The 21,960-nt window shown below is 67.2% G+C and carries 19 protein-coding genes; 12 read left to right on the forward strand and 7 right to left on the reverse strand.

Annotated elements, in window-relative coordinates:
- The first annotated feature begins 71 nt into the window (after positions 1 to 71).
- The 7 genes from leuC (at position 72) to ilvN (ending at position 8,587) form a co-directional block, all read left to right on the forward strand.
- Positions 72 to 1,487 (forward strand): 3-isopropylmalate dehydratase large subunit, encoded by a 1,416-nt coding sequence (leuC, locus tag AC3QL3_RS00695; protein WP_492896292.1) that lies wholly within the window; start codon positions 72 to 74, stop codon positions 1,485 to 1,487.
- Positions 1,488 to 1,560: 73 nt separating this feature from the next.
- Positions 1,561 to 2,142, forward strand: coding sequence for a 3-isopropylmalate dehydratase small subunit (gene leuD / locus AC3QL3_RS00700; protein WP_492896293.1), 582 nt, complete (start codon positions 1,561 to 1,563; stop codon positions 2,140 to 2,142).
- 61 nt (positions 2,143 to 2,203) lie between these two features.
- Complete coding sequence (gene leuB / locus AC3QL3_RS00705; RefSeq protein WP_492896294.1) at positions 2,204 to 3,271, forward strand: 3-isopropylmalate dehydrogenase; 1,068 nt, start codon at positions 2,204 to 2,206, stop codon at positions 3,269 to 3,271.
- A 35-nt stretch (positions 3,272 to 3,306) separates the two neighbouring features.
- Positions 3,307 to 4,956: a dihydroxy-acid dehydratase gene (gene ilvD / locus AC3QL3_RS00710; RefSeq protein WP_492898824.1), complete on the forward strand. Its 1,650-nt coding sequence runs from the start codon at positions 3,307 to 3,309 to the stop codon at positions 4,954 to 4,956.
- 73 nt (positions 4,957 to 5,029) lie between these two features.
- Positions 5,030 to 6,004 carry a ketol-acid reductoisomerase gene (gene ilvC, locus AC3QL3_RS00715; RefSeq protein WP_492896295.1) on the forward strand — a complete coding sequence of 325 codons (975 nt, stop codon included), beginning with the start codon at positions 5,030 to 5,032 and terminating at the stop codon, positions 6,002 to 6,004.
- 50 nt (positions 6,005 to 6,054) lie between these two features.
- On the forward strand, positions 6,055 to 7,920 hold the full coding sequence (ilvB, locus tag AC3QL3_RS00720; RefSeq protein ID WP_492896297.1) for a biosynthetic-type acetolactate synthase large subunit: 1,866 nt from the start codon (positions 6,055 to 6,057) through the stop codon (positions 7,918 to 7,920).
- Positions 7,921 to 8,059: 139 nt separating this feature from the next.
- Entirely contained in the window at positions 8,060 to 8,587 is a 528-nt protein-coding gene (gene ilvN, locus AC3QL3_RS00725; RefSeq protein WP_492896299.1) for an acetolactate synthase small subunit, read from the forward strand.
- On the opposite strand, the gene AC3QL3_RS00730 is transcribed toward ilvN, so the two are convergent.
- From AC3QL3_RS00730 to AC3QL3_RS00745, 4 genes are read right to left on the reverse strand one after another with little or no spacing between them, the layout of a single operon-like run.
- On the reverse strand, positions 8,577 to 9,584 hold the full coding sequence (locus AC3QL3_RS00730) for a Csu type fimbrial protein (RefSeq protein WP_492896300.1): 1,008 nt from the start codon (positions 9,582 to 9,584) through the stop codon (positions 8,577 to 8,579). The genes ilvN and AC3QL3_RS00730 overlap by 11 nt on opposite strands.
- Positions 9,581 to 11,950 (reverse strand): fimbria/pilus outer membrane usher protein, encoded by a 2,370-nt coding sequence (locus AC3QL3_RS00735; protein ID WP_492896302.1) that lies wholly within the window; start codon positions 11,948 to 11,950, stop codon positions 9,581 to 9,583. Before AC3QL3_RS00735 ends, AC3QL3_RS00730 begins: the two co-directional genes overlap by 4 nt.
- On the reverse strand, positions 11,904 to 12,641 hold the full coding sequence (locus AC3QL3_RS00740; RefSeq protein ID WP_492896304.1) for a fimbrial biogenesis chaperone: 738 nt from the start codon (positions 12,639 to 12,641) through the stop codon (positions 11,904 to 11,906). The genes AC3QL3_RS00735 and AC3QL3_RS00740 overlap by 47 nt, the downstream gene beginning before the upstream one ends.
- Positions 12,642 to 12,650: 9 nt before the next feature.
- Positions 12,651 to 13,160, reverse strand: a complete 510-nt coding sequence (locus AC3QL3_RS00745) for a Csu type fimbrial protein (protein ID WP_492896305.1) — start codon at positions 13,158 to 13,160, stop codon at positions 12,651 to 12,653.
- A gap of 258 nt (positions 13,161 to 13,418) precedes the next feature.
- Here AC3QL3_RS00745 and AC3QL3_RS00750 point away from each other — a divergent pair, with 258 nt between their 5' ends.
- From AC3QL3_RS00750 to AC3QL3_RS00770, 5 genes are read left to right on the forward strand one after another with little or no spacing between them, the layout of a single operon-like run.
- A complete protein-coding gene (locus tag AC3QL3_RS00750; protein ID WP_492896306.1) occupies positions 13,419 to 13,817 on the forward strand; it encodes a hypothetical protein in 399 nt (132 codons plus the stop codon).
- The gene (locus AC3QL3_RS00755; RefSeq protein ID WP_492896308.1) at positions 13,814 to 14,008 is read left to right on the forward strand and encodes a helix-turn-helix transcriptional regulator; all 195 of its coding nucleotides are present in this window, start codon (positions 13,814 to 13,816) and stop codon (positions 14,006 to 14,008) included. The genes AC3QL3_RS00750 and AC3QL3_RS00755 overlap by 4 nt, the downstream gene beginning before the upstream one ends.
- The gene (locus AC3QL3_RS00760) at positions 14,008 to 15,573 is read left to right on the forward strand and encodes an alpha/beta hydrolase (RefSeq protein ID WP_492896310.1); all 1,566 of its coding nucleotides are present in this window, start codon (positions 14,008 to 14,010) and stop codon (positions 15,571 to 15,573) included. Before AC3QL3_RS00755 ends, AC3QL3_RS00760 begins: the two co-directional genes overlap by 1 nt.
- Entirely contained in the window at positions 15,570 to 16,304 is a 735-nt protein-coding gene (locus AC3QL3_RS00765) for an ABC transporter ATP-binding protein (RefSeq protein WP_492896312.1), read from the forward strand. Before AC3QL3_RS00760 ends, AC3QL3_RS00765 begins: the two co-directional genes overlap by 4 nt.
- On the forward strand, positions 16,301 to 17,476 hold the full coding sequence (locus tag AC3QL3_RS00770) for an ABC transporter permease (protein ID WP_492896314.1): 1,176 nt from the start codon (positions 16,301 to 16,303) through the stop codon (positions 17,474 to 17,476). The genes AC3QL3_RS00765 and AC3QL3_RS00770 overlap by 4 nt, the downstream gene beginning before the upstream one ends.
- A 16-nt stretch (positions 17,477 to 17,492) precedes the next feature.
- Here the strand turns inward: AC3QL3_RS00770 and AC3QL3_RS00775 are convergent, their stop codons facing one another.
- From AC3QL3_RS00775 to ilvA, 3 genes are all read right to left on the reverse strand, one after another.
- A complete protein-coding gene (locus tag AC3QL3_RS00775) occupies positions 17,493 to 18,653 on the reverse strand; it encodes a Fic family protein (RefSeq protein ID WP_492896316.1) in 1,161 nt (386 codons plus the stop codon).
- Between the two features lie 251 nt (positions 18,654 to 18,904).
- On the reverse strand, positions 18,905 to 20,470 hold the full coding sequence (locus tag AC3QL3_RS00780; protein ID WP_492896318.1) for an amidohydrolase family protein: 1,566 nt from the start codon (positions 20,468 to 20,470) through the stop codon (positions 18,905 to 18,907).
- A complete protein-coding gene (gene ilvA, locus AC3QL3_RS00785; protein ID WP_492896320.1) occupies positions 20,394 to 21,941 on the reverse strand; it encodes a threonine ammonia-lyase, biosynthetic in 1,548 nt (515 codons plus the stop codon). The genes AC3QL3_RS00780 and ilvA overlap by 77 nt, the downstream gene beginning before the upstream one ends.
- Positions 21,942 to 21,960 lie beyond the last annotated feature (19 nt).

A 21,960-nucleotide genomic window follows, 5' to 3' on the forward strand; every position in this document is an offset into this window, starting at 1 on the left:
GTTGGCCCGGTTGCGCCGCGGCAGCGGCGAATCGGGCTCCGCTTCGATCCGCTCCACGCCTGCGCACAACCATGACCACAGCCCGCACTCTGTTCGAAAAAATCTGGGACTCCCATCTCGTCGCGCCCGAATCGGCCGCCGCGCCGGCGATCCTCTACATCGATCTGCATCTGGTGCACGAAGTCACCTCGCCGCAAGCCTTCGACGAGCTGCGCGCGCGCGGCCTGCAGCTGCGGCGGCCGGATCGGGTCGTCGCCACGTTCGATCATTCGACTCCGACCTTGCCGGCCGACGCCGACGGACGCCGCCCGTACACGAGCGCGGAAGCGGAACGCCAAGTCGCCGCGCTCGAACACAACACGCGCGAATTCGGCGTCGAGCTGCACGGCTGGGACAGCGCGCATCGCGGCATCGTGCACGTGATCGGGCCGGAACTCGGTCTGACTCAACCCGGCATGACCATCGTCTGCGGCGACAGCCACACCTCCACCCACGGCGCGTTCGGCGCGCTCGCGTTCGGCATCGGCACCACCGAGGTCGGCCACGTGCTGGCGACGCAATGCCTGCTGCAACGCAAGCCGAAGACGCTGGCGATCCACGTCGAGGGCGAACTCGCTCGCGGCGTCGGCGCGAAGGACCTGATCCTGCACATCATCGGCCGCATCGGCGTCAACGGCGGCACCGGCAGCGTGATCGAATACCGCGGCAGCACCATCGAAGCTTTGTCGATGGAAGAGCGCATGACGGTGTGCAACATGTCGATCGAAGCCGGCGCACGGGCTGGCTTGATCGCACCGGATGAAACCACCTTCGCCTGGCTGAAAGAACGCCCGCGCGCGCCGCAGGGTGCGGCCTGGGATACGGCCGTGGAGCGTTGGCGCGGTTTGCGCAGCGACGAGGGCGCGCGCTACGACGCCGAAGTGCACATCGACGCGAGCCAAATCGAGCCGTCCATCACCTACGGCACGCATCCGGGCATGGTCGCCGAGCTGCGTGCGAACGTGCCGGCAGCAACGAACGCGCAAGAGCGCCGCGCGCTCGACTACATGCAGTTCGCAGCCGGCCAAGCGCTGGCCGGCACGCCGGTCGATCTGGTCTTCGTCGGCAGCTGCACCAACTCGCGCCTGCCGGACTTGCGCGCCGCCGCGGACTTGCTGCGCGGACGCCACATCGCGCAAAACCTGCGCATGCTGGTGGTGCCGGGTTCCGAGCAGATCAAGCTCGAAGCCGAACGCGAAGGCCTGCACGAAGTGTTCCGCGCCGCGGGTGCTGAATGGCGCGAAGCGGGCTGCTCGATGTGCCTGGGCATGAACGGCGACATCGGGAAGCCGGGCCAGCTGATCGTCAGCACCAGCAACCGCAATTTCGAAGGGCGCCAGGGACCGGGCGTGCGCACGGTGCTGGCCAGTCCGCTGGTCGCCGCCGCGACGGCCTTGGCCGGCTGCATCGCCGATCCGCGCGACTACTTGGCGCAGGAGGCCGCATGAAAACGCGTCTTCCTTCGGCGTCCGTTCCGTTCCCCATTCCGTCGTGCGCGCTGCGTTCGATCTGGGAGGCAAGGTGAAACCACTGCTCAAGCTGCATTCGCGCACCGTCACGCTGCCGTTCGAGAACATCGATACGGACCGCATCATCCCGGCGCGCTTCCTCACCACCACTCAGCGCGAAGGTCTCGGCCGCGCGCTGTTCAACGACTGGCGCTATCGCGAGGACGGTAGCGAAAACCCCGACTTCGCACTGAACAAGCCGGAGGCGCGCGGCGCGCAGATTCTCGTCGCCGGACGCAATTTCGGCTGCGGCTCCTCGCGTGAACACGCGCCGTGGGCCTTGGCCGACTACGGCATCCGCGCCGTGCTGTCCTCGGAGATCGCCGACATCTTCCGCAGCAATGCGCTGAAGAACGGCGTGCTCGCGGTAGTGCTGGCCGAAGCCGAGCATCGTTACCTGCTCGATCATCCCGGCATCGAACTCGTCATCGACGTCGCCGCCGGCACGATCGAACTGCCCGACGGCGGACGCTTCGGCTTCGAGCTCGACGCGTTCGCGCGGCACTGCCTGGTCGAAGGCGTCGACCAGCTCGGTTTCCTGCTCAAGCATGCGGACGCGATCGCCGCGTTCGAGCGTGCGCGGGAAGCCGCCTAGCTTTCCTCACGCCCGCTCGCGCGAGAGGCGAACTCGACATCTACCGGAACCAGCAAACAATATGAAAGCCAACATCGCAATCCTTCCCGGCGACGGCATCGGCCCCGAAGTCACCGCCGCCGCCGTCGACGTCCTGCGCGACACCGCACGCCGCCACGGTCACGATTTCACCTTCGCCGAACACGCGATCGGCGGCTGCGCGATCGACGCCAGCGGTGAGCCGTTGCCGGCGGCGACGCTGGCGGCGTGCAAAGCGGCCGACGCCGTTCTGCTCGGCGCGGTGGGCGGACCGAAATGGTCCGATCCGAAAGCGCCGGTGCGACCCGAGCAGGGCCTGCTCGCGCTGCGCTCGGCGCTCGGCGTGTACGCCAACCTGCGACCGGTCAGCGTGCATCCGCGCCTGGCCGGACTGTCGCCGCTGAAGAACGAGCGGCTCGCCGGCGTCGACGTGCTGTTCGTGCGCGAGCTGACCGGCGGCGCCTACTTCGGCGCGAAGACGCGCAGCGCCGACGCCGCTACCGACGAGACCAAATACACCGTGGCCGAGATCGAGCGCGTCGCGCGTCGCGCCTTCGAGCTCGCGCGCGGCCGGCGCAAGCACGTGACCTCGGTCGACAAGGCGAACGTGATGGAAACCTCGCGCCTGTGGCGCGAAACCCTCGCGCGCGTCGGCGCCGACTACGCCGACGTGCGGCTCGAACATCAGCTGGTCGACTCGATGGCGATGCTGCTCCTGACCAAGCCGGCCGCCTACGACGTGGTGGTGACCGAGAATTTGTTCGGCGACATCCTCACCGACGAAGCGGCCGCGCTGGCCGGCTCGCTCGGCCTGCTGCCATCGGCCTCGCTCGGCGCCGGCCGCGTCGGCTTGTACGAACCGATCCACGGTTCGGCGCCGGACATCGCCGGTCAAGGCCTCGCCAATCCGCTCGGCGCGATCCTCAGCGCGGCCTTGCTGCTGCGCCATTCGCTTGGTTTGGAAGCCGAAGCGGCGGCGATCGAAGCGGCGGTCGAGAGCGTGCTGGCGAGCAGCGAGTTGACGCGTGACCTCGGCGGCAAGGCCGGCACGCGCGAGCTGACCGACGCCGTGCTGGCGGCACTCGCCGCGCAACGCAAGGCGGCCGCATGAGCGAGCCGAAGTCCGCGCCGACGAGCGCCGCGCCGATGCGCAGCGACGTCATGAAATCCGGCCCCGATCGCGCGCCGGCGCGCGCGATGCTGTACGCGACCGGCCTCGACGAGGCGGCGATCAAGAAACCGCTGGTCGCGATCGTGCACACCTGGTCGAACGTCTCGCCGTGCAACTTGAACTTGCGCGATCTCGCCGTCGCAGCCGCCGCGGGCGTGCGCGCGGCCGGCGGCACGCCGATCGAGTTCAACACGATCGCGGTCACCGACGGCATCGCGATGGGCACGCCCGGCATGCGCGCGTCCCTGGTCAGCCGCGAAGTCATCACCGATTCGATCGAGCTGGCGGTCGAGGGCCATTCGCTCGACGCGATGGTCGTGTTGTGCGGTTGCGACAAGACCATTCCGGCCGCGGCGATGGCGCTGGCGCGGCTGAACCTGCCGGGCGTCGCGCTGTACGGCGGCAGCATTGCGCACGGACGTCTGGACGGCCGTTCCATCACGATCCAGCAGGTGTTCGAAGCGGTCGGCGCACACGGCGCCGGTCGCATCGACGACGCGCGCCTGCACGAGGTCGAAAGCCGCGCCTGCCCCGGTGCCGGCGCTTGCGGCGGCCAGTTCACCGCCAACACCATGGCGATGGTGTTGACTGCGCTCGGCTTGTCGCCGCTCGGTCTCAACGACGTCGCCGCGACCGACGCGGCCAAGCGCGAGGCGGCGCACCGCTGCGGCGAACTCGCGCTCGAAGCGTTGCGCGCCGACCGCCGCCCGCGCGAAGTGCTGACGGCGACCGCGTTCCGCAACGCCGCGCGCGTCGCCGCGGCGACCGCTGGCTCCACTAATGCCGTGCTGCACCTGCTGGCGATCGCGAACGAGGCCGGTGTGCCGCTGTCGCTGGAAGACTTCGAACAAGCGTCGGTGGCGACGCCGGTGATCGCCGACCTGATGCCGGGCGGACGCTACACCGCGATCGAGATGAGTGCCGCCGGCGGTCTCGCCCAAGTGCTGCGCGAACTGCGCAGCGCCGGTTTGGTCGACGACGCGCCGACGATGACCGGCCGCAGCTTGTTCGCTGAACTCGACGCGGCGGCGCCGGCGCCGGCGGATCAAGAGATCGTCGTGCCGGTCGAGCGTGCGTTCAAACCGCGCGGCGGCTATTCGATCCTGTACGGCAACCTCGCTCCGGAAGGCTGCGTGCTGAAGCTGGCCGGCAAGGGCCGCCTGCATTTCGAAGGCGTCGCGCGCGTGTTCGAGAGCGAGGAGGAAACCTTCCGCGCGGTGCAGGCCGGTGCGATCCGCGCCGGCGACGTCATCGTGATCCGCAACGAAGGTCCGGTCGGCGGTCCCGGCATGCGCGAAATGCTGGCCGTGACCGCGGCCTTGGTCGGGCGCGGCCTCGGCGACGACGTCGCCTTGATGACCGACGGCCGTTTCAGCGGCGCCACCCACGGTTTCATGGTCGGCCATGTCGCACCCGAAGCCGCGCGCGGCGGGGCGATTGCACTGCTGCGCGACGGCGACCGCATCGTCATCGACGCCGCGCGCCGCGTGATCGAGACCGACGCCGATCTGGAGGCGCGCCGCAAGGATTGGCGGCCACCGGCACCGAAGGTGCTGCACGGCGTGCTGGCGAAGTACGCGAAGCTGGTCGGTTCGGCGGCGAAAGGCGCCGTGACGTCGGCCTGAGAACCAAGAACACCGTATTTCCTTCCCCGCAAGCGGGCGAAGGGAACGAATCCATTCACGCTCGGAGATCGCAATGACCGTCACCACCCAAGCCCTGCAAACCTCGCGCATCGCCATCCTCGGCTACGGCAGCCAAGGACGCGCACACGCACTCAACCTGCGCGACTCTGGACTCGACGTCGTCGTCGGTCTGCGTCCGGGCGGGCCGACCACGGCGAAGGCGACCGCCGACGGCTTCGCCGTGGCGACGCCGGAAGAGGCGGTGAAGAGTGCCGACCTGGTCGCCGTGCTGACGCCGGACATGGTGCAGCCGAAACTGTACGAGGAGGTCATCGCGCCTCATCTCAAAGCCGGCGCCGCGCTGCTGTTCGCGCACGGCTTCAACGTGCACTTCAAGACGATCGCGCCGCGCGCGGACATCGACGTGATCCTGGTCGCACCGAAGGGGCCGGGTTATCTGGTGCGCACCGAATACGAGATCGGCCGCGGCGTGCCGTGTTTGTATGCGGTCTACCAGGACGTCAGCGGCGCGGCCAAGGAGCGCGCGATGGCCTACGCGGCCGGTCTGGGCGGTGCGCGCGCGCTCTTGATCGAAACCGACTTCAAGGAAGAAACCGAAACGGATCTGTTCGGCGAGCAGGCGGTGCTCTGCGGCGGCGCCAGCGAGCTGGTGCAGAAAGGATTTGAAACTCTGGTCGAAGCCGGCTATCGGCCGGAGATCGCCTACTACGAAGTGCTGCACGAGCTGAAGCTGATCGTCGATCTGCTCTATCAGGGCGGCATCACCAAGATGCTGAGCTTCGTTTCGGAGACTGCGCAGTATGGCGACTACGTCAGCGGCCCGCGCATCGTCGACGCGGCGACCAAGGAGCGCATGAAGGCGATCCTCAAGGACATCCAGGACGGCACCTTCGCCAAGAACTGGACCGAGGAATACAAGGCCGGCCTGCCCAACTACAAGCGCATGAAGCAGGCCGATCTCGATCATCCGATCGAGCAGGTCGGCGCTGCGCTGCGCGCGAAGATGGTGTGGCTCAACGAAGCGTGATGGCCTTTCCCTACTTCCTCGGGGAGTAGGGATTGCAAGGGGAGCAAACGATGAACGCAGTCCTGCAAACCGAAACGCTCGAAGACGGCCATCCGCTCGCCGGCACGCCGATGAGCGGCGCCGACGCCGTCGTGCAGGTGCTCGCCGACGAGGGCGTCGGCGTCGTGTTCGGTTACTCGGGCGGCGCGATCCTGCCGGTCTACGACGCGGTATTCCGCTACAACCGCGAGCATCTGTGCGGCGACGGCAGCGAACCCTTGCCGCTGATCGTGCCGGCCAACGAGCAGGGCGCCGGCTTCATGGCGCAAGGCTACGCGCGCGCCTCGGGCAAGGTCGGCGTCGCCCTGGTCACCTCCGGTCCGGGCGCGACCAACACGGTCACGCCGGTGCGCGACGCGATGGCCGATTCGATTCCGATCGTGGTGATCTGCGGCCAGGTGCCGACCTCGGCGATCGGTTCGGACGCGTTCCAGGAAGCGCCGGTCAGCAGCATCATGGGTTCCTGCGCCAAGCACGTGTTCCTGGTCACCGACGCGGCCAAACTCGAGGCCACCCTGCGCAGCGCGTTCGAGATCGCGCGCACCGGGCGCCCGGGTCCGGTCGTGGTCGACATCCCCAAGGACGTGCAGAACGCGAACCTCCTCTTCGCCGGTCACGGCACGCTGCCGCTGCCGGGTTATCGCGCACGGCTGCGTGCGGTCGACGCGGCCGCGCTCGCCGACGCCGATTGCGCGCGTCTGCTCGATGCGCTGGTCCGCGCGGAGCGTCCGCTGATCTACGCAGGCGGCGGCGTCGTCGCCGCCGAGGCGGCGGCCGCTCTGCGCGCGTTCGCGCACGAATTCGGCGTTCCGGTCACCACCACTTTGATGGGGATCGGCGCCTACGACACCACCGAGCCGCTGTCGCTGCACATGCTCGGCATGCACGGCACCGCCTTCGCGAACTACGCGATCGAGGACTGCGACTTCCTGCTCGCGGTCGGCGCGCGCTTCGACGATCGCGTCGCCGGCGTGCCGTCGAAGTTCGCGCCGCGCGCGAAGTTCATCGCGCATCTGGACGTCGACGCGGCCGAGATCAACAAGGTCAAACGCGTCGACTGGCATCACCTGGGCGATCTGTCGCGCGCGCTCGAACGCTTGCGTGCATATGCGCTTGCGCGCGGCTTCCGCCCGCGCGAAAGCGGCCGCTACGCGGCGTGGCATACGCACATCGGCGAACTCAAGCGCACGCACGCGATGAACTATGACCGTGCGGCGGCGCTGATCCAGCCCTATGCGGTGATCGAAGAAATCAATCGCCACACCGAAGGCCGCGCGATCATCGCCACCGGCGTCGGCCAGCATCAGATGTGGGCGGCGCAGTACTTCGATTTCCGCGCACCGCGGCTATGGCTGACGTCCGGCTCGATGGGCACGATGGGTTTCGGTCTGCCGGCCGCGATCGGCGCGCAATTCGCGCGGCGCGACCTCGTCGTGGTCGACATCGACGGCGACGCCAGCATCCGCATGAATCTCGGCGAGCTGGAAACCGTGACCACCTACAAGCTGCCGGTCAAGGTGGTCGTGTTGAACAACTACGGCGACGGCATGGTGCGGCAATGGCAGCGCCTGTTCTTCAAGGGCCGCTTCTCGGGCAGCGACAAGAGTCTGCATCGCAAGGACTTCGTCAAAGCCGCACAAGCCGACGGCTTCGAATGGGCGCGGCGCTTGGATCGGCGTGAAGACATCGCCGCCGTCGTCGCCGACTTCATCGCGTTTCCGGGACCGGCCTTCCTCGAAGTCATCATCGACCCCGAGGCCGGCGTCTATCCGATGGTCGGCCCCGGCATGGCGTACTCGGAAATGATCACCGGCGACTTCATTGCGTCGCGGCAACCGCCGAGCGCGGCCGAGGTCGGGCCGGCGGAGATGTTCTGAGTGCCGGGATTGGGGATTGGGGATTCGGGATTGGGTAACGCGTCTCGAATCACTTGCGTCCCCATACCGGCAGTGCCGTTGCGCGGAGCAGTGGTCTTTTCCGAATCCCCAATCCCCAATCTCCAATCCCGGCCCCTCCATGCGACGACTCATTTCGATCCTGCTGCAAAACGAAGCCGGCGCGCTCGCGCGTGCGGCCGGCATGTTTTCCGCGCGCGGCTACAACATCGATTCGCTCACCGTCGCCGCCACACACGATCCGAGCGTGTCGCGCCTGACCCTGGTCACGGCCGGCGACGATGCAGTGATCGACCAGATCATCAAGCAGTCGCGCAAGCTGATCGACGTGATCGAAATCGCCGACCTGACCGGACGCGAGCACCTGGAATCGGAGTTGCTCCTGGTCAAGCTCGAACTTCCGCCCGACGTGCCGGCGGCGCTGGCCGCCTTGGTCACCTTCCTGCGCCGGCATCCGCGCGCGCAAGTGCTCGACATCAGTGCCGGCGTGCGCACGATCGAATACACCGGCACGGGTCTGGAAGTGAACGCGTTTCTCGACGAGCTGGCGCCGATCGGCCGCGTGCTCGAACTCGCGCGCAGCGGCACGGCCGCGCTCGAACGCGGCGCGGCCGTGCTGGCGCTTCCCGAAGCCGCGCTCAGTACGTGACGGTGACCAGGATCGTGTCCTTGTAGGCACCGGCCGCCGGCATCGGCGTCTGCGTCGGCACGCGGCCGTAGACGGTCAAGCTCTGCGCGCTGCCGTTGCCGGTGCCGCTCGCGGTGTCGGTGTTGAGCGCGCTGCCCCAACGTTGCGTGCGCGTGTTGTTGCGATACAGCTCGTAGTTGACGTAATTCGCGGTCGCGCCGAGCCGCATGCGGCGCTGCGTGCCGAGCGCGTTGCCGCCGTTGTCGAGTCCTACCTGCCATGTCGCGCCGTTGGTGCAGGTCAGGCTTATGCTCGAGGTCTGATCGATGTTGGTCGTTAAGAGATTCACCGGCGCTGCGAAGTTCAGGTTGCTCGTGGTGTTGATCGTGCACACCGCCGGAATGGTCGCGCGCGCGGTGAAAGGAAACGACACGCCGGTGCTGCCGCCGCCGCCGCCGTTCTGGCAATCGGTCGGCGCGCTGCCGGCCCCTTCGCGATAGCGATAGACCAGGCTGGTGTGGCCGCCGCTGAACGTGTTCGAGTAGACGCCCGGCGTCGCCGCGGTCTGGTTCGGCTGGATGCGCGCGTACACCGGCAAGCTGCCGGTCGAGGTGCCGTTGCCGCTGCGCGTGATGGAGATCTGCGGCGGCGGATAGGCCGCCTGCCAGAAAGTGCCCCAGATCGCGGTCGCGGCGGGATTGGTGTAGAGGTTGAAGGAGAGCGGATCGCCGTCGCCGTCTTCCATGCGGCGCGGATTGATCGTCAGCATGTCGCCGGCGCTGCCATCGCCGATGCTGAAGCAGGCGCGGATGCTGACGTTGCCACCGAGAATCAGTCCGCTGGTCGTGCACGAATAGTTCAGTGTCGCGGTCGCCGACGCGCCGGCGATTGGATCGACGTTGGTGCCGAAGTCGACGTCGGTCATCGTCGCCGAACAAGTCGTCGCCGCGCGTACCTCGCGGTTGGCGAACACGCAGGCGAACAGCAGCACGAGCAGAGCCAGCGAGCGACGCGTCATCGAGATTCCTTGCGGCAGGTCAGCGGACCGAGCAACGGAATGCCCGTGCTCGTCGGCGGCAGATCGAACTCGACCGTGCACGCGCCGTCGGCGAGTTCGACGCGCAGGCGATTGTGGTCGCCGAGTCCTTCGAGGTAGGTCTCGCCGTCGTAGCCGACGATCGTGCCGGCACCGCTCTGCAGCTGCGCAGCACTGCCAGCCGCGAGCGGCGTGCCGGCGGCGTCGACCAGGCGCAGGCTCGCCGCGCGCAGCGGCGTGATGCCGAAGCGCACCACGGTGCCGGCGCCGCGCGGCGGCGAGGCGATCGCGTTGACGCGGTCGATGCGGCGATCGGCCGGCAGATCCATCGGATCGATCGCGAGCTGGTTGTCCTGCCACGCGTTGAGCGGCGTGACCAGCAAGGCGCCGGAGCCGTCGGTGACGCCGATCGTGCGGTTCTCGAGCTTGACCGGTACGCCGGCGACGCCGTCGGTGGTGACTACGGCGAACGCATCGTCGATGCGCCGCGCCGCGAACGCGTGACCGCCGAGCAGGACCAGGGCGCCGTCGAGGCTGGCGTAGCCGAGCGTGTTGCCGTCGTAGCTGCTGGCGCCGGCCAGCAGCTGCCCCCAGCTCGCGCGATAGCCGGCCTCGGCATAACCGGCGTGCACGCCTTCGCCTTGCTGAGTCTGCGCGCGCCAGCCGAAACCGCCGTCGCCGGGAATCGGTTGTGCGACGTCGACGGTGGCGTAGCTGCGTTGGCGGTCGCGCGTCGCCGTGGCGGCGACGGTGGTGCGCTCGAACTGGTAGGTGAAGCCGACGAACAGGTTGCGGTCCTCGCTGCGGTCGAGATTCTGGTTCAGACCGAGATTGAGCGACAGTGCGCCGAAGCCGTGCGAGTAGTTGAGGCCGGCGTAGCGCGTGGCTTCTTCGCCGGGGTAGCGCAGATGGATCAGGCTGGCGCTGAGGCTGGCCTTGCCGAAACTGTAGCCGGCGCTCGCGCGTGCGCTGATGCGCGGCGGCGCGCGGCCGTAGCGCGCGGCGACGTCGGTGTAGTCGTCGAATGTGCGCGTGGCGTCGACCGCGAAACTGAAGGGATAGCCGCGCCAGCTATAGCCCAAGCGCACGAGGTGGCCGCTGCCTTGCGCACCGTCGCTGGCCGCGACGGCAGCGGCGAGCAGGCCGGCGTCGCCGAGCAAGAGGTTGGCGCCGGCGCCGCCATTGCGCGTGCGACTGTCCGCTTCGGCGTGGCCTTCGACGGTGAGGCGGTCGCTCACGCCGTAGCGCAGCGTGCCGCTGGCCATCGGTGCCGCGGCGTAGTCGAACGAGCGCTGGCCGTAGCCGCGGCGCACGAAGCCGAGTTCGAGCGAATAGTCCGACAACCCGCGCTGTAGCAGCTGGTCGGTCGAGTAGAACGGAAAGTCGATGGTGGTGGCGCGGCCGAAGGCGTCGGTCAGCACGACCTGCGCCTGGCCGACGCCGCTGACCACCGGCAGTGCGTTGATCTGGAAACGGCCGGGCGTGACCTGGCCGCTGTATTGCTTCATGCCGTTGACGTAGAGATCGACCGCCGACGGTGCCACCGCTTCGCCGACGAAGGCCGGCAGCGGCATGGTCAGCCGGTAAGGCTGTTGCGAGAAATCGCGCGCCAAACGCAGGCCGCCGATGTAAGCGCTGCGCGACCAGGCGAGGTTGCCGCTTTGGAAGTCGCCGAAGCTCAGATTCAGCATGTGCTCGGGAAAGGCGAACGTCCAATCCGAGCCGAGCCGCACCGTGCGCGTGCGCCAATCGCCGGTGCCGTCTTGCGCGAGCTGCGATTGCACGCCGGTGCTGGCGATGCCGGCGAAGCCGAACAGGCGCAGTTCGGCCGCGGCGTTGAGACCGCTGCTGCCGTCGGCGTGGGTGCCGTAGAGATCGTAGTTGAGCAGGGCGCCGGCGGATGCGGCCGAGGCGACGCTGCTGCGCGAGTTCCCGTTGAGCTGGGCGATGTCGCCCTCGAGCATCGCCACCGGCGCGACGATGGCGACGCGCTGGCGTTCGCCGTCGAACTCCGCGCGCACGCCGGCGAGGCCGTCGATGCGCACCGGTGTCGCGCTGTCGGAGGTCGCCAAGCGCAGGCCGAGGCGTTCCAACGTGGTCGGCGTCGCGTAGAGGCCGTCGGCGCGACGATCGAAGTGCGCGATCTTGCCGCTGTCGACGCCGTTCAAGCTGACTTCCAGATAGAGACTGTCGCCGTTGGTCCAGTCGCTGCCGCCGTCGTCGCTGTCGGCGACGAACACCGGGCCGCCGTCGTCGGCCGCGACTGCGCGCGCGGCCGCGAGCGACAACGCCAGGGCGAGGTTACGGACGCGGAGCGGCGAGAGCGACCGGTTGCGCAAGCGCTTCACCGTTGATTCTTGCGGTCAGCCGGCCGCCGTCGCGCCACGTTGCGGCAGTGTCCTTCAGCGGCCAGCGCATGCTCGCGCCGGGCAGCACGTAGCCGAGCAGGCCGTCGCTGATCGACACCGTCTTCTGGTCCGCACCGATGAAAGCGAGCGTACTGAGTTGCGCGTGTTGGCTACCGGAATTGGCGACTTCGAGGCTCGGCGCGCCGGCTTCGCCGCGCAGCGACCAGACCAGTTGCGGCGCGAGGGTTGTCGTACCGACAGGCGCGACGAACACCGGCACCGAGTAGCGCAACACGAAGTTGAGTCCGGTTCGTTGTGCCGCCTCGTCGGGAATTTCGTCGACGAGCAGGCGGAAGGCGTCTTCGTTGGCTTGTGGCGCAGCGCCGGTACGGATCACGCGTACGAGTTGGCGCGCACCCGGTGCGAGCTGCAGCATCGGCGGGCTGACCACCAGGCCGCGCGAAGGGGCCAGCTGATCTTCGCCGTTCGCCTGCGTCCAATGGAACACACGCACTTGCGCGTGCAACGGCGCATCACCCGTATTGCTGAGCCAGATTCCGTCGGCGCTGCGCTTGCTGTCGAGGGTCAGCGAGATCGGCGCAACCTGCAATCCGGCGGCCCAAAGGCCGACGGATTGCAGCGCACCGCACGCTGCGACGAGCACGAGCCCGAGCTTGCGTAGGTTCGACATTGCGAGGAATCAGTAGGTGACGGTGACGGTGACGGTGTCTTTGTAGTTCTGCGCGATCGGCGCCGGATTGAGGCTCGCCACCGGCACGCGGCCGTACACGGTGATCGGCTGATTGGTGCCGTTGCCGTTGCCCGACACGGTGTCGGTGCCGACCGTGTTGCCCCAGTTGGTGGTGCGGCCCGAATCGGAGTAGAGGTTGTAGCCGACCGTTGCGGTGGTGGTGGTCAGGCCGGTCATCTTGCGTGCGGCAACGGTGGCGCCGACGCCGCTGCCGGCGTTCAGTCCGACGTTGTAAGGCGAGCCGCTCGTGCAGCGCACCGTGATCGTCGAGGTCTGGTCGATCGCCGCGGTGAGCGAGGTCGGTGTGGCGAACGCCATGTTGGTCGGCGCGGTCGTGCTGACGTCGCACAGGTGCGGAATGGTGATGGTGACGTCGAAGTTGGCGCTGGTGGTGGCGGCATTCGCGAGGCCGCACGCTCCCAGCGCGCTGCCGAGCAGCAGCGCGAGTTTCGTTTTCATCTCTGGATTCCCTCGAACAGTTCGGTCGGTAATGACCGGATGCGCCCGATGCACCCTCTGTGCCAACCTAATTCGGAGCTCGCGCAAGCGCAGTCGAAACTCGAATTCGTTCGATTTCGTCACAAATATACAAGTGAGACAATTTACGTCTGTCCTCGACGCGGGCGGCACGGAAGTCACGCGTGTGTAAAGCATGCTTGACAGGCGCGTCGCCTCGACGCTAGCCTGTGTGTCAAGGACACTTGACAGATTCGAACCATGTTCAAGGAACTCTGGTGTGCCGGAGCGACGCGCCGATACTGGTGGGCGCTGGTTTTGCTGATGGCCACCTACATTCCGACTTTCGTCTTCGCCATGACGAAGCTGAAGTCGATCGAGTCGCCGCTGCTGCGTGCGCTGGCCGCGTTGTCGCCGATTCCGTTCGTGCTCCTGGCGGTCTATCTGGAATACACGCGCATCCGCCGCACCGACGAATTGCGCCAGCGCATGGAGCTCGAAGCCGGGCTGATCGGTCTGGTGGCGTCGATCCTGATCGTGATGGCGCTCGGCCTGCTCGACAGCGCGGGCCTGCTCAAGCTGCCGCTGATCGTCGCGCCGCCGGTGATGTGCGTGGTCTACATCGCCGCGCAAGTCTGGGCGCACCGGCACTACCAATGAACAACCGCTTGCGCGAACTGCGCGAGGCGCGCGGCTGGTCGCAGGGCGATCTCGGCGAGCAGCTGGGTGTGTCGCGGCAGACGGTCAATGCGATCGAGACCGGCAAGTACGACCCGAGCCTGCCGCTGGCGTTTCGTATCGCGAAGCTTTTCAGGAAATCGATCGAGTCGATCTTCGACCCGGGGGAATGATGGCAATCAACAAACGCAGTGCCTTGAAACTCGCGCTGGCGGCGGCCTTCGTCGCCGTGGTCGGCGTGCACGAATGGAGCAAGACGCGCAGTCCGGGCGCAACGGCGCCGGCGCCGCAAGGCGCGGCGATCGTGCAGAAGAACGGCGAGCGCGGCTTCACTCTAGGAACGCTCGCATTCGCTCCCTGCGAACTCGCGCAGCGCAATTCGGCCGCCACCACCGACGCGTTCTGTGCGCCGTTTCAGGTGCCCGAGGATTGGGAGCGGCCCGGCGGCCGCAAGATCGATCTGCATCTCGCGCTGATCCGCAGCAAGGCGGCCGCGCCCGAGCGCGATCCGGTCGTGCTGCTCGCCGGCGGTCCTGGTCAAGCCGCGACCGAGGCGTATCCGCGCGTCGCCGGTGCGTTCGCGCCGCTCTTGCGCCAGCGCAATCTGATCCTGATGGACCAGCGCGGCACCGGCAAATCGAATGCGCTGGAATGCAAGCAGGATCTGGAAGACGAGAGCGCCGCGTCGGCCGAGGCGATCGACTACGCCAAGATCCGCAGCAACACGCAAGCCTGCCTCGATGCGGTGTCCAAGCACGCCGATGCCGCGCAGTACACCACCACCGCCGCGGTGCGCGATCTCGAAGCGCTGCGGCAGGCGCTCGGCGCGCCGCAGTTCGACCTGATCGGCGTCTCCTACGGCACGCGCGTCGCGCAGCAGTACCTGATGCGGCATGCCGACGGCGTGCGCAGCGTGGTGCTCGACAGCCCGGTGCCGAACGAGCAGATCTTGGGTTCGGAGTTCTCGCTCAATCTGGACGCGTCGCTGAAGGCGCAATTCGCCGCCTGCGCGAAGGAGCCGGCCTGCGCGAAGGCGTTCGGCGACCCATACACGAACCTCTATCGCCTGCGCGACCAGCTCGCGACCAAGCCGGAAACGTCGCCTCTGCGCGATCCGCGCACCTACGCCAAACAGAACAAGCCGCTCGGTCCGTTGCGCCTGGCCGGTCTCGTGCGCCTGTTCGCCTACTCGCCGGAAACCAGCGCGCTCTTGCCGCTGGTGATCGATCGCGCGCTGAAGGGCGACTACGCGCCGCTGCTCGGCCAATCCGAATTCATCGCCGCCGAGATGTCCGACCTGACCGGCAACGGCATGCAGCTCTCGGTGATCTGCGCCGAAGACGCCGACGGCTTGGGCGACCGGCCGCAGGACGCCAAGCTGATCCTCGGCGACATGTTCGCGCGCGTGTTGCGCGAGCAATGCGCGATCTGGCCGCGCGGTACGCGGCCGGCCGACTTCCACGCGCCGGTGCAGAGCGACAAACCGGTGCTGATTCTCTCCGGCGAGTTCGATCCGGTGACGCCGCCGCGCTACGGCGAAGCGATCGCGAAAGGCCTGCCGAACGCACGCCAGCTGGTCGCCGCCGGCCAAGGCCACAGCGTAATGGGACGCGGCTGTCTGCCCAAGCTGGTCTCGCGCTTCGTCGACACGCGCGATGCGAAGGCGCTCGACGCCGGCTGCATCGCCGACTTCGGGCCGATGCCGGCCTTCATCGACTTCAACGGAGCCGCACCATGATCGAGGTCAGCGACCTGCACAAGAGTTTCGGCACGGTCAAAGCGGTCGACGGTGTCTCGTTCGCCGCGCGCGACGGCGAGATCACCGGCCTGCTCGGTCCAAACGGCGCCGGCAAGACGACCACCTTGCGCATGCTCTACACCTTGATGCGCCCGGACACCGGCGCGGTGCGCGTCGATGGCATCGACGCCGCGGTCGATCCGCTCGCAGTGCGGCGCCGGCTCGGCGTATTGCCGGACGCGCGCGGTTTGTACAAGCGTCTGAGCGCGCGCGAGAACATCGACTACTTCGGCCGCTTGCAGGGACTCGACGCGGCCACGCGGCGGCAGCGCACGGACGAACTGATCGCCGCGCTCGACATGGCCGACATCGCCGAGCGTCGCACCGAAGGTTTCTCGCAAGGGCAGCGCGTGAAAACCGCGATTGCGCGCGCACTCATCCACGATCCGAGGAACGTGATCCTCGACGAGCCGACCAACGGCCTCGACGTGATGGCGACGCGCGCGATGCGCACCTTCATGCGCAAGCTCAAGGACGAAGGTCGCTGCGTGCTGTTCTCCAGCCACATCATGCAGGAGGTCGGTGCGCTGTGCGATCGCATCGTGGTGATCGCGCGCGGTCGCGTCGTCGCCGACGAATCGCCGGCGCAGCTGTTGGCGCAGACCGGCCAGACCAGTTTGGAAGACGCATTCGTGACGATCATCGGTTCGGACGAGGGGCTCGCCGCATGAAATCCGTACTCACCGTTTTCTGGAAGGAAATCCGCGAGAACCTGCGCGATCGCCGCACCGTCATGAACACGCTGCTGACCGGACCTCTGTTCGCGCCGCTGGTGTTCGTGCTGGTCGTCAACGCGGCGGTGTCGCGCCAGCTCGACAAGGCCGAGCTGCCGCTCGATGTGCCGGTGGCCGGCGCCGAGTACGCGCCGAACCTGATCGCCGCGTTGAAGCAGCAGAACATGCGCATCAAGGACGCGCCGGCCGATCCGGAGCGCGCGGTGCGCGAGAGGGACGCCGACCTGGTGCTGCGCGTGCCGAAGGACTACAGCGAGGCCTGGCGCAAGGGCGAACCGGCCCAGGTCGAATTGATCTTCGACGCTTCGCAGGTGGACGCGCAGGGTTCGGTCGATCGCTTGCAGCGCACGCTGGAAGGCTACGGGCAACGCACCGGCGCGCTGCGCCTGATCGCGCGCGGTCTCGCGCCGGATCTGGCGCGGCCGTTGGTGGTCGCGGCGCGCGATCAGTCGACCGCGCAGAACCGCAGCAGCATGATGTTCGGCATGCTGCCGTACTTCTTCGTGCTCGGCGGCTTCATCGGCGGCATGGCGCTGGCGATCGACACCACCGCCGGCGAGCGCGAGCGGCAATCGCTGGAGCCGCTCCTGGTCAATCCGGTTGCGCGCAGCCGCATTCTTGCCGGCAAGCTCGGCGCGACCGGTCTGTTCGCTCTCGTCACGGTCTTGCTCAGCATCATCGCGTTCTCGATCGCCGGCCAATTCATGCCGACCGAAAAACTCGGCGTATCGCTCGACATCGGCCTGCGCTTCGCCGCTTCGACGATGTTCGTGATGCTGCCGTTGGTGTTCCTGCTCGCCACGCTGCAGACCCTCGCCGCTGCGTTCGCGAAGAGTTTCCGCGAGGCGCAGACCTACCTGTCGCTGCTGATGTTCGTGCCGGTGATCCCGACCCTGCTGCTGTCCGTGTTCCCGCTGAAGACGCAGACCTGGATGTACGCGGTGCCGCTGATGGGCCAACAGATCGCGATCACGCGCTTCCTGCGCGGCGATCCGGTGCGCTGGACCGAGTTCGGCCTGTGCTTCGCCTGCACCGCGCTGGCGGCCGTGCTGGTCTATCTGATCACCGCGCGCATCTACAACAGCGAGCGGCTGGCGATTTCGACTTGAGAGAAAGGCGGATCGCTTACAGCGGTTGCGCGCCCTCGTTGAGGATGTCGAGATACGCTTGGTAGGCGAATATCTGGTAACGCTGCTTGCCGGTGACTTCACGCAAGATGCCCAAGCCTTCCATCGTTCGCAGACCGCGCATGATCGTCGGCTTCGACAGTCCGAGCTCCTTGGAGAGCTTCGGAATCGTATGCAAGGGGTGCTGCGTGAAGCGCTCGTGCAATTGCAACGCTGTACCGGCGATGCGGCCGGCACCGCGCAGCCGTTCGCGGTCGCCGTTGAACAGCTTGAGGAGACGCTGCACGGTGTCGACCGCTTGGCCCGAAGTGCTGGCGATGCCTTCGAAGAAAAAATGCAGCCAACCTTCCCAATCACCGCGTGCGCGGACGCCGTCGAGACGCTCGTAATATTCCGCACGACGCGACTTGAAGAACAGGCTGAGGTACAGGAAGGGTTCGTCGAGCAAACCCGCGTTGCACAGCATCAGCACGATCAGCAGACGTCCAAGGCGACCATTGCCGTCGAGGAACGGATGAATCGTTTCAAATTGCACGTGCGCAAGCCCGGCGCGTGTCAGCGGCGAAATGTCGTCGTCGGTCGCGTGCAGAAATTTCTCGAACTGGTCGAGGCAGATAGGAACTTGATCCGCCGGGGGCGGTACGAATTGCGCGCGATCCGGGCTCGGGCCGCCGATCCACACGGGCGTCTTGCGGAACTCCCCAGGAGACTTCGAGTTTCCTCGTCCGCGTTGCAACAAGTGCTCATGCATCTCGCGCAGTAAGCGCAGCGATAGCGGGAATCCTTCGCGCAGGCGCCGGAGTCCGTACTCGAGTGCATCGACGTAGTTCGATACCTCGCGCACATCGTCCAGCGGCACGCCGGGCGCGGCGTCGAGTTCGAACATCAAGAGGTCGGACAGCGACGACTGCGTTCCCTCGATCTGCGAGGACAGCAACGCCTCCTTGCGCACGTATTGATAGAGAAACAAGCTCGCATCCGGAAGGATGCGAGTGGTTCCCTTCAGTTCGCCGAGAGCGACCAAGGCGCGGTCTCGCAAGGTCGCCAACGCGTGATCGAGGCTGATCGGCGGAATGGGAGGTAAGGGCGAGGGCACGAACGCCTGGTGAGCTTGTCCGTTTAGAGTCGATGGGACATAAGTGCCTGTTTTCCGTTCCATCGCAGCGTTCGCCTTTTAAGGAAACGAATCTATCATATCCGTTACTTAAAGGGCATTTCTACGGAATTCCGTGGGCTGGCGTTACTTAGCCGCGAAGGCGGGGAACCCAAGTAACGTCTCAAGCGTGCAGCAGCAGGCGATAGGCCCAGTACCCTCGTCACGGTGCGCATAACCCGGTGTTGGAGGAGGCCAGCGAAATGGCGCGTCCGGCTTCGGGCACTCGATGTCGGCGCTCGTCGCGGCGACCGCGTTCAGTACCCTGCCGTCGCCCGCCGGTAGCTGTCGCGGATGCGATCTTTCAACGCATCCAGCGCCGCCGCGTCGCGCCATTGCCCGGCGGCCATGACGCCGAGCGGCTTGCGCAGCGTGGCCAGTGAGGCGAGTGGATTGTGTGAGGAGAGAATCAGGTCGGCGCGATACCCCGTCGCGACGACACCGAAGCGATCGCCGTGCTTGGTGCGCTCGATGAAGGCCCCGGGCGCGCGCGTCGCGGTGGTCAGTACTTGATAGGGCGTGAGCCCCGATGTCTCCAGCTCGGCGAGATTGTCGTGCAGGGAAAAGCCGGGGGCGGCGCCGGGAACCGCCGGTGCGTCGGTCCCGGCAACCAGTTCGACGCCCGCGTCCGCCATCGCCTTGACCAGCCGGCGCAGGAACCCGAGTTTGGCTTCGAGCTTCGCGGTCTTGTTCACGTAGCCGCTGGTCTGCCATTGAACGCGATCGTTCGGTGACAGGAAAACCGATTCGGGCCGCGCAAGGAATCCGGCAACGACCTCCGGATGCCCGATTTGGTGCGCGATCGCGGCATAGGTGACGAGATCCGCCGTGACGGTGGTTCCGTATCGCTTCACCAGCGCGATCGCTTCGGGGATGCGGCTTACGTCGGGCGGCGTGTCGGATTCTTCCACGCCCTGCGGCGTGAAGAACGTGTAGAAGAATTCCTCCGCATGCGCGACCAAGACCTGCCCTTGTTCGAACTGGCGCGCGAGCCGCACCGCGCGGACGCCGTGGCCGACCACCGGCAAGCCGAGCCGCGCGCCCTCGTCGGCAAACGCCGAGAAGACTTCGGGCGCGAGGTCGACATAGACCTTGATGAAGTCGTAGCCGTTGGTCTTCGCGAGCCCGACCAAGGCGCGCGCCTCTTCCGGCGTGTGCACGACGAAGCCGTTGTATTCGGGCGAGCCGTCGACGAGGAAGCTCGTGTAGACGTGCGGCCCCGGCAGTTCACCGCGGTTGACTTGCGGCACGATCTTGTCGACGAATCCGGCGCGGGCGTCGCCCATGTTCAGCACCGTGGTCACGCCGTTGGCGAGATAGACGGCGAGATCGTTCTTCGTCTGCGCATGCGTGTGCATGTCGGCGAGGCCGGGCGACAGCCACGCCTCGCCGCGGCCGTCGATTCGGGTCGCGTCGGCCGGTACGTCGACGTCGCTGCCGACCGCGACGATGCGATCGCCGCGCACCAGCACCGTCCGATCGCGCAGCACGCGTTCGCTATCCATCGGTACGACATTGACGTGCACGAACGCGGTCGTTTTGGCCCCGTCCGCGCCGGCATTTGCACCTGCCGACAGCGAAAGCAAGACGGTCGAGAGGGCGATGGTGAACCAGGCCATCCGAAAGGCTTCTTTAGTGAGGACGCAGCGTTCGATGCTCGGCGACGGGGCCAGGTTTAATTGTGCGCAAGGCCCGATCCGTTCGAGCTCGTAGCGAGCCTGAGCGCAGTCCTGCGCGCGCTCGCACTCACGACACAGCGCTCGCTGCGGAACCACGCAGCAATAGCTGAAACGCCGGATTCTCGCTCTCGTCGCGATACGCATAGCCGAGCCGCACGAGGAATTCGGCGAATGCCGCGCGATCCGACGGTGGCACCTGGATACCGACCAGGATGCGGCCGTAGTCGGCGCCGTGGTTGCGGTAGTGGAACAGGCTGATGTTCCAAGCGGGATCGAGCGCGGCAAGGAAGCGGCCCAGTGCGCCGGGCCGTTCGGGGAAATCGAAGCGATACACGAGTTCGTCGGCAGCGAGTTCGGAGCGGCCGCCGACCATGTGGCGCAGATGCAGTTTGGCCAGCTCGTCGTGGGTGAGGTCGAGCACCTCGAAGCCGCCGCGCTCGAAGTCGGCCGCGATGGTGGCGTTCTCGCCGGCGCTCTTGGTCTGCACGCCGACGAACAGGCGTGCTTTCTCCGCATCGCCGATGCGGTAGTTGAACTCGGTGATGCTGCGTTCGCCGAGCAGGGCGCAGAAGCGGCGGAAGCTGCCGCGCTCTTCCGGAATGGTGATCGCGAACAAGGCTTCGCGCGCCTCGCCGACTTCGGCGCGTTCGGCGACGAAACGCAGGCGGTCGAAGTTCAAGTTCGCGCCGCTGGCGATCGCGATCAGGGTCTCGCCGCGCAAGTTTTCGCGTTCGACGTAACGCTTGGCGCCGGCGACGGCGAGCGCACCGGCCGGTTCGAGCAGGCTGCGCGTATCGGCGAAGACGTCCTTGATCGCGGCGCACAGGGCGTCGGTGTCGACGCGCACGATTTCGTCGACGTAGCGGCGGCACAGTTCGAAAGTCTGCGCGCCGGCGAGCTTGACCGCGGTGCCGTCGGAGAACAGGCCGACCTCGGCCAGTTCGATCCGCTCGCCCGATTCGAGCGAGCGTGCCATCGCATCGGAATCCTCGGTCTGCACGCCGACGATGCGGATCTCCGGCCGCACCGCCTTGACGTAGGCGGCGACGCCGGCGATCAGGCCGCCGCCGCCGACCGGCACGAAGATCGCGTGGATCGGCGCCTGATGCTGGCGCAGGATTTCCATCGCAACCGTGCCCTGGCCGGCGATCACGTCGCTGTCGTCGAATGGATGGATCAAGCTCAGGCCGCGCGCTTGGCCGAGTTCGGTCGCGACGCGGTAGGCGTCGCTGTAGGACTCGCCGGCGAGGATCACTTCGACCGCATCACCGCCGTGCGTGCGCACCGCGTCGATCTTCACCGCCGGCGTCGTCACCGGCATCACGATCACCGCGCGCAGGCCGAGCTTGCGCGCCGCCAGTGCGACGCCTTGCGCGTGGTTGCCGGCGGAGGCCGCGAACACGCCGCGGGCGCGCTGTTCGGCCGACAGCTGCGCCATCTTGTTGTAGGCGCCGCGCAGCTTGAAGGAGAACACCGGCTGGTTGTCCTCGCGCTTGAGGAAAACGCGGTTGTCCAGGCGCGCGGACAGGTTCGGCGCGAAATCGAGCTCGCTCTCGCGCGCGACGTCGTAGACGCGTGCGGTCAGGATGCGGCGCAGGAGGTCGTGGTCGGGCATGCGCGGTCGCGTCGGCTGA

It is taken from the genome of Dokdonella sp. GW821-FHT11D02 (assembly GCF_058808595.1).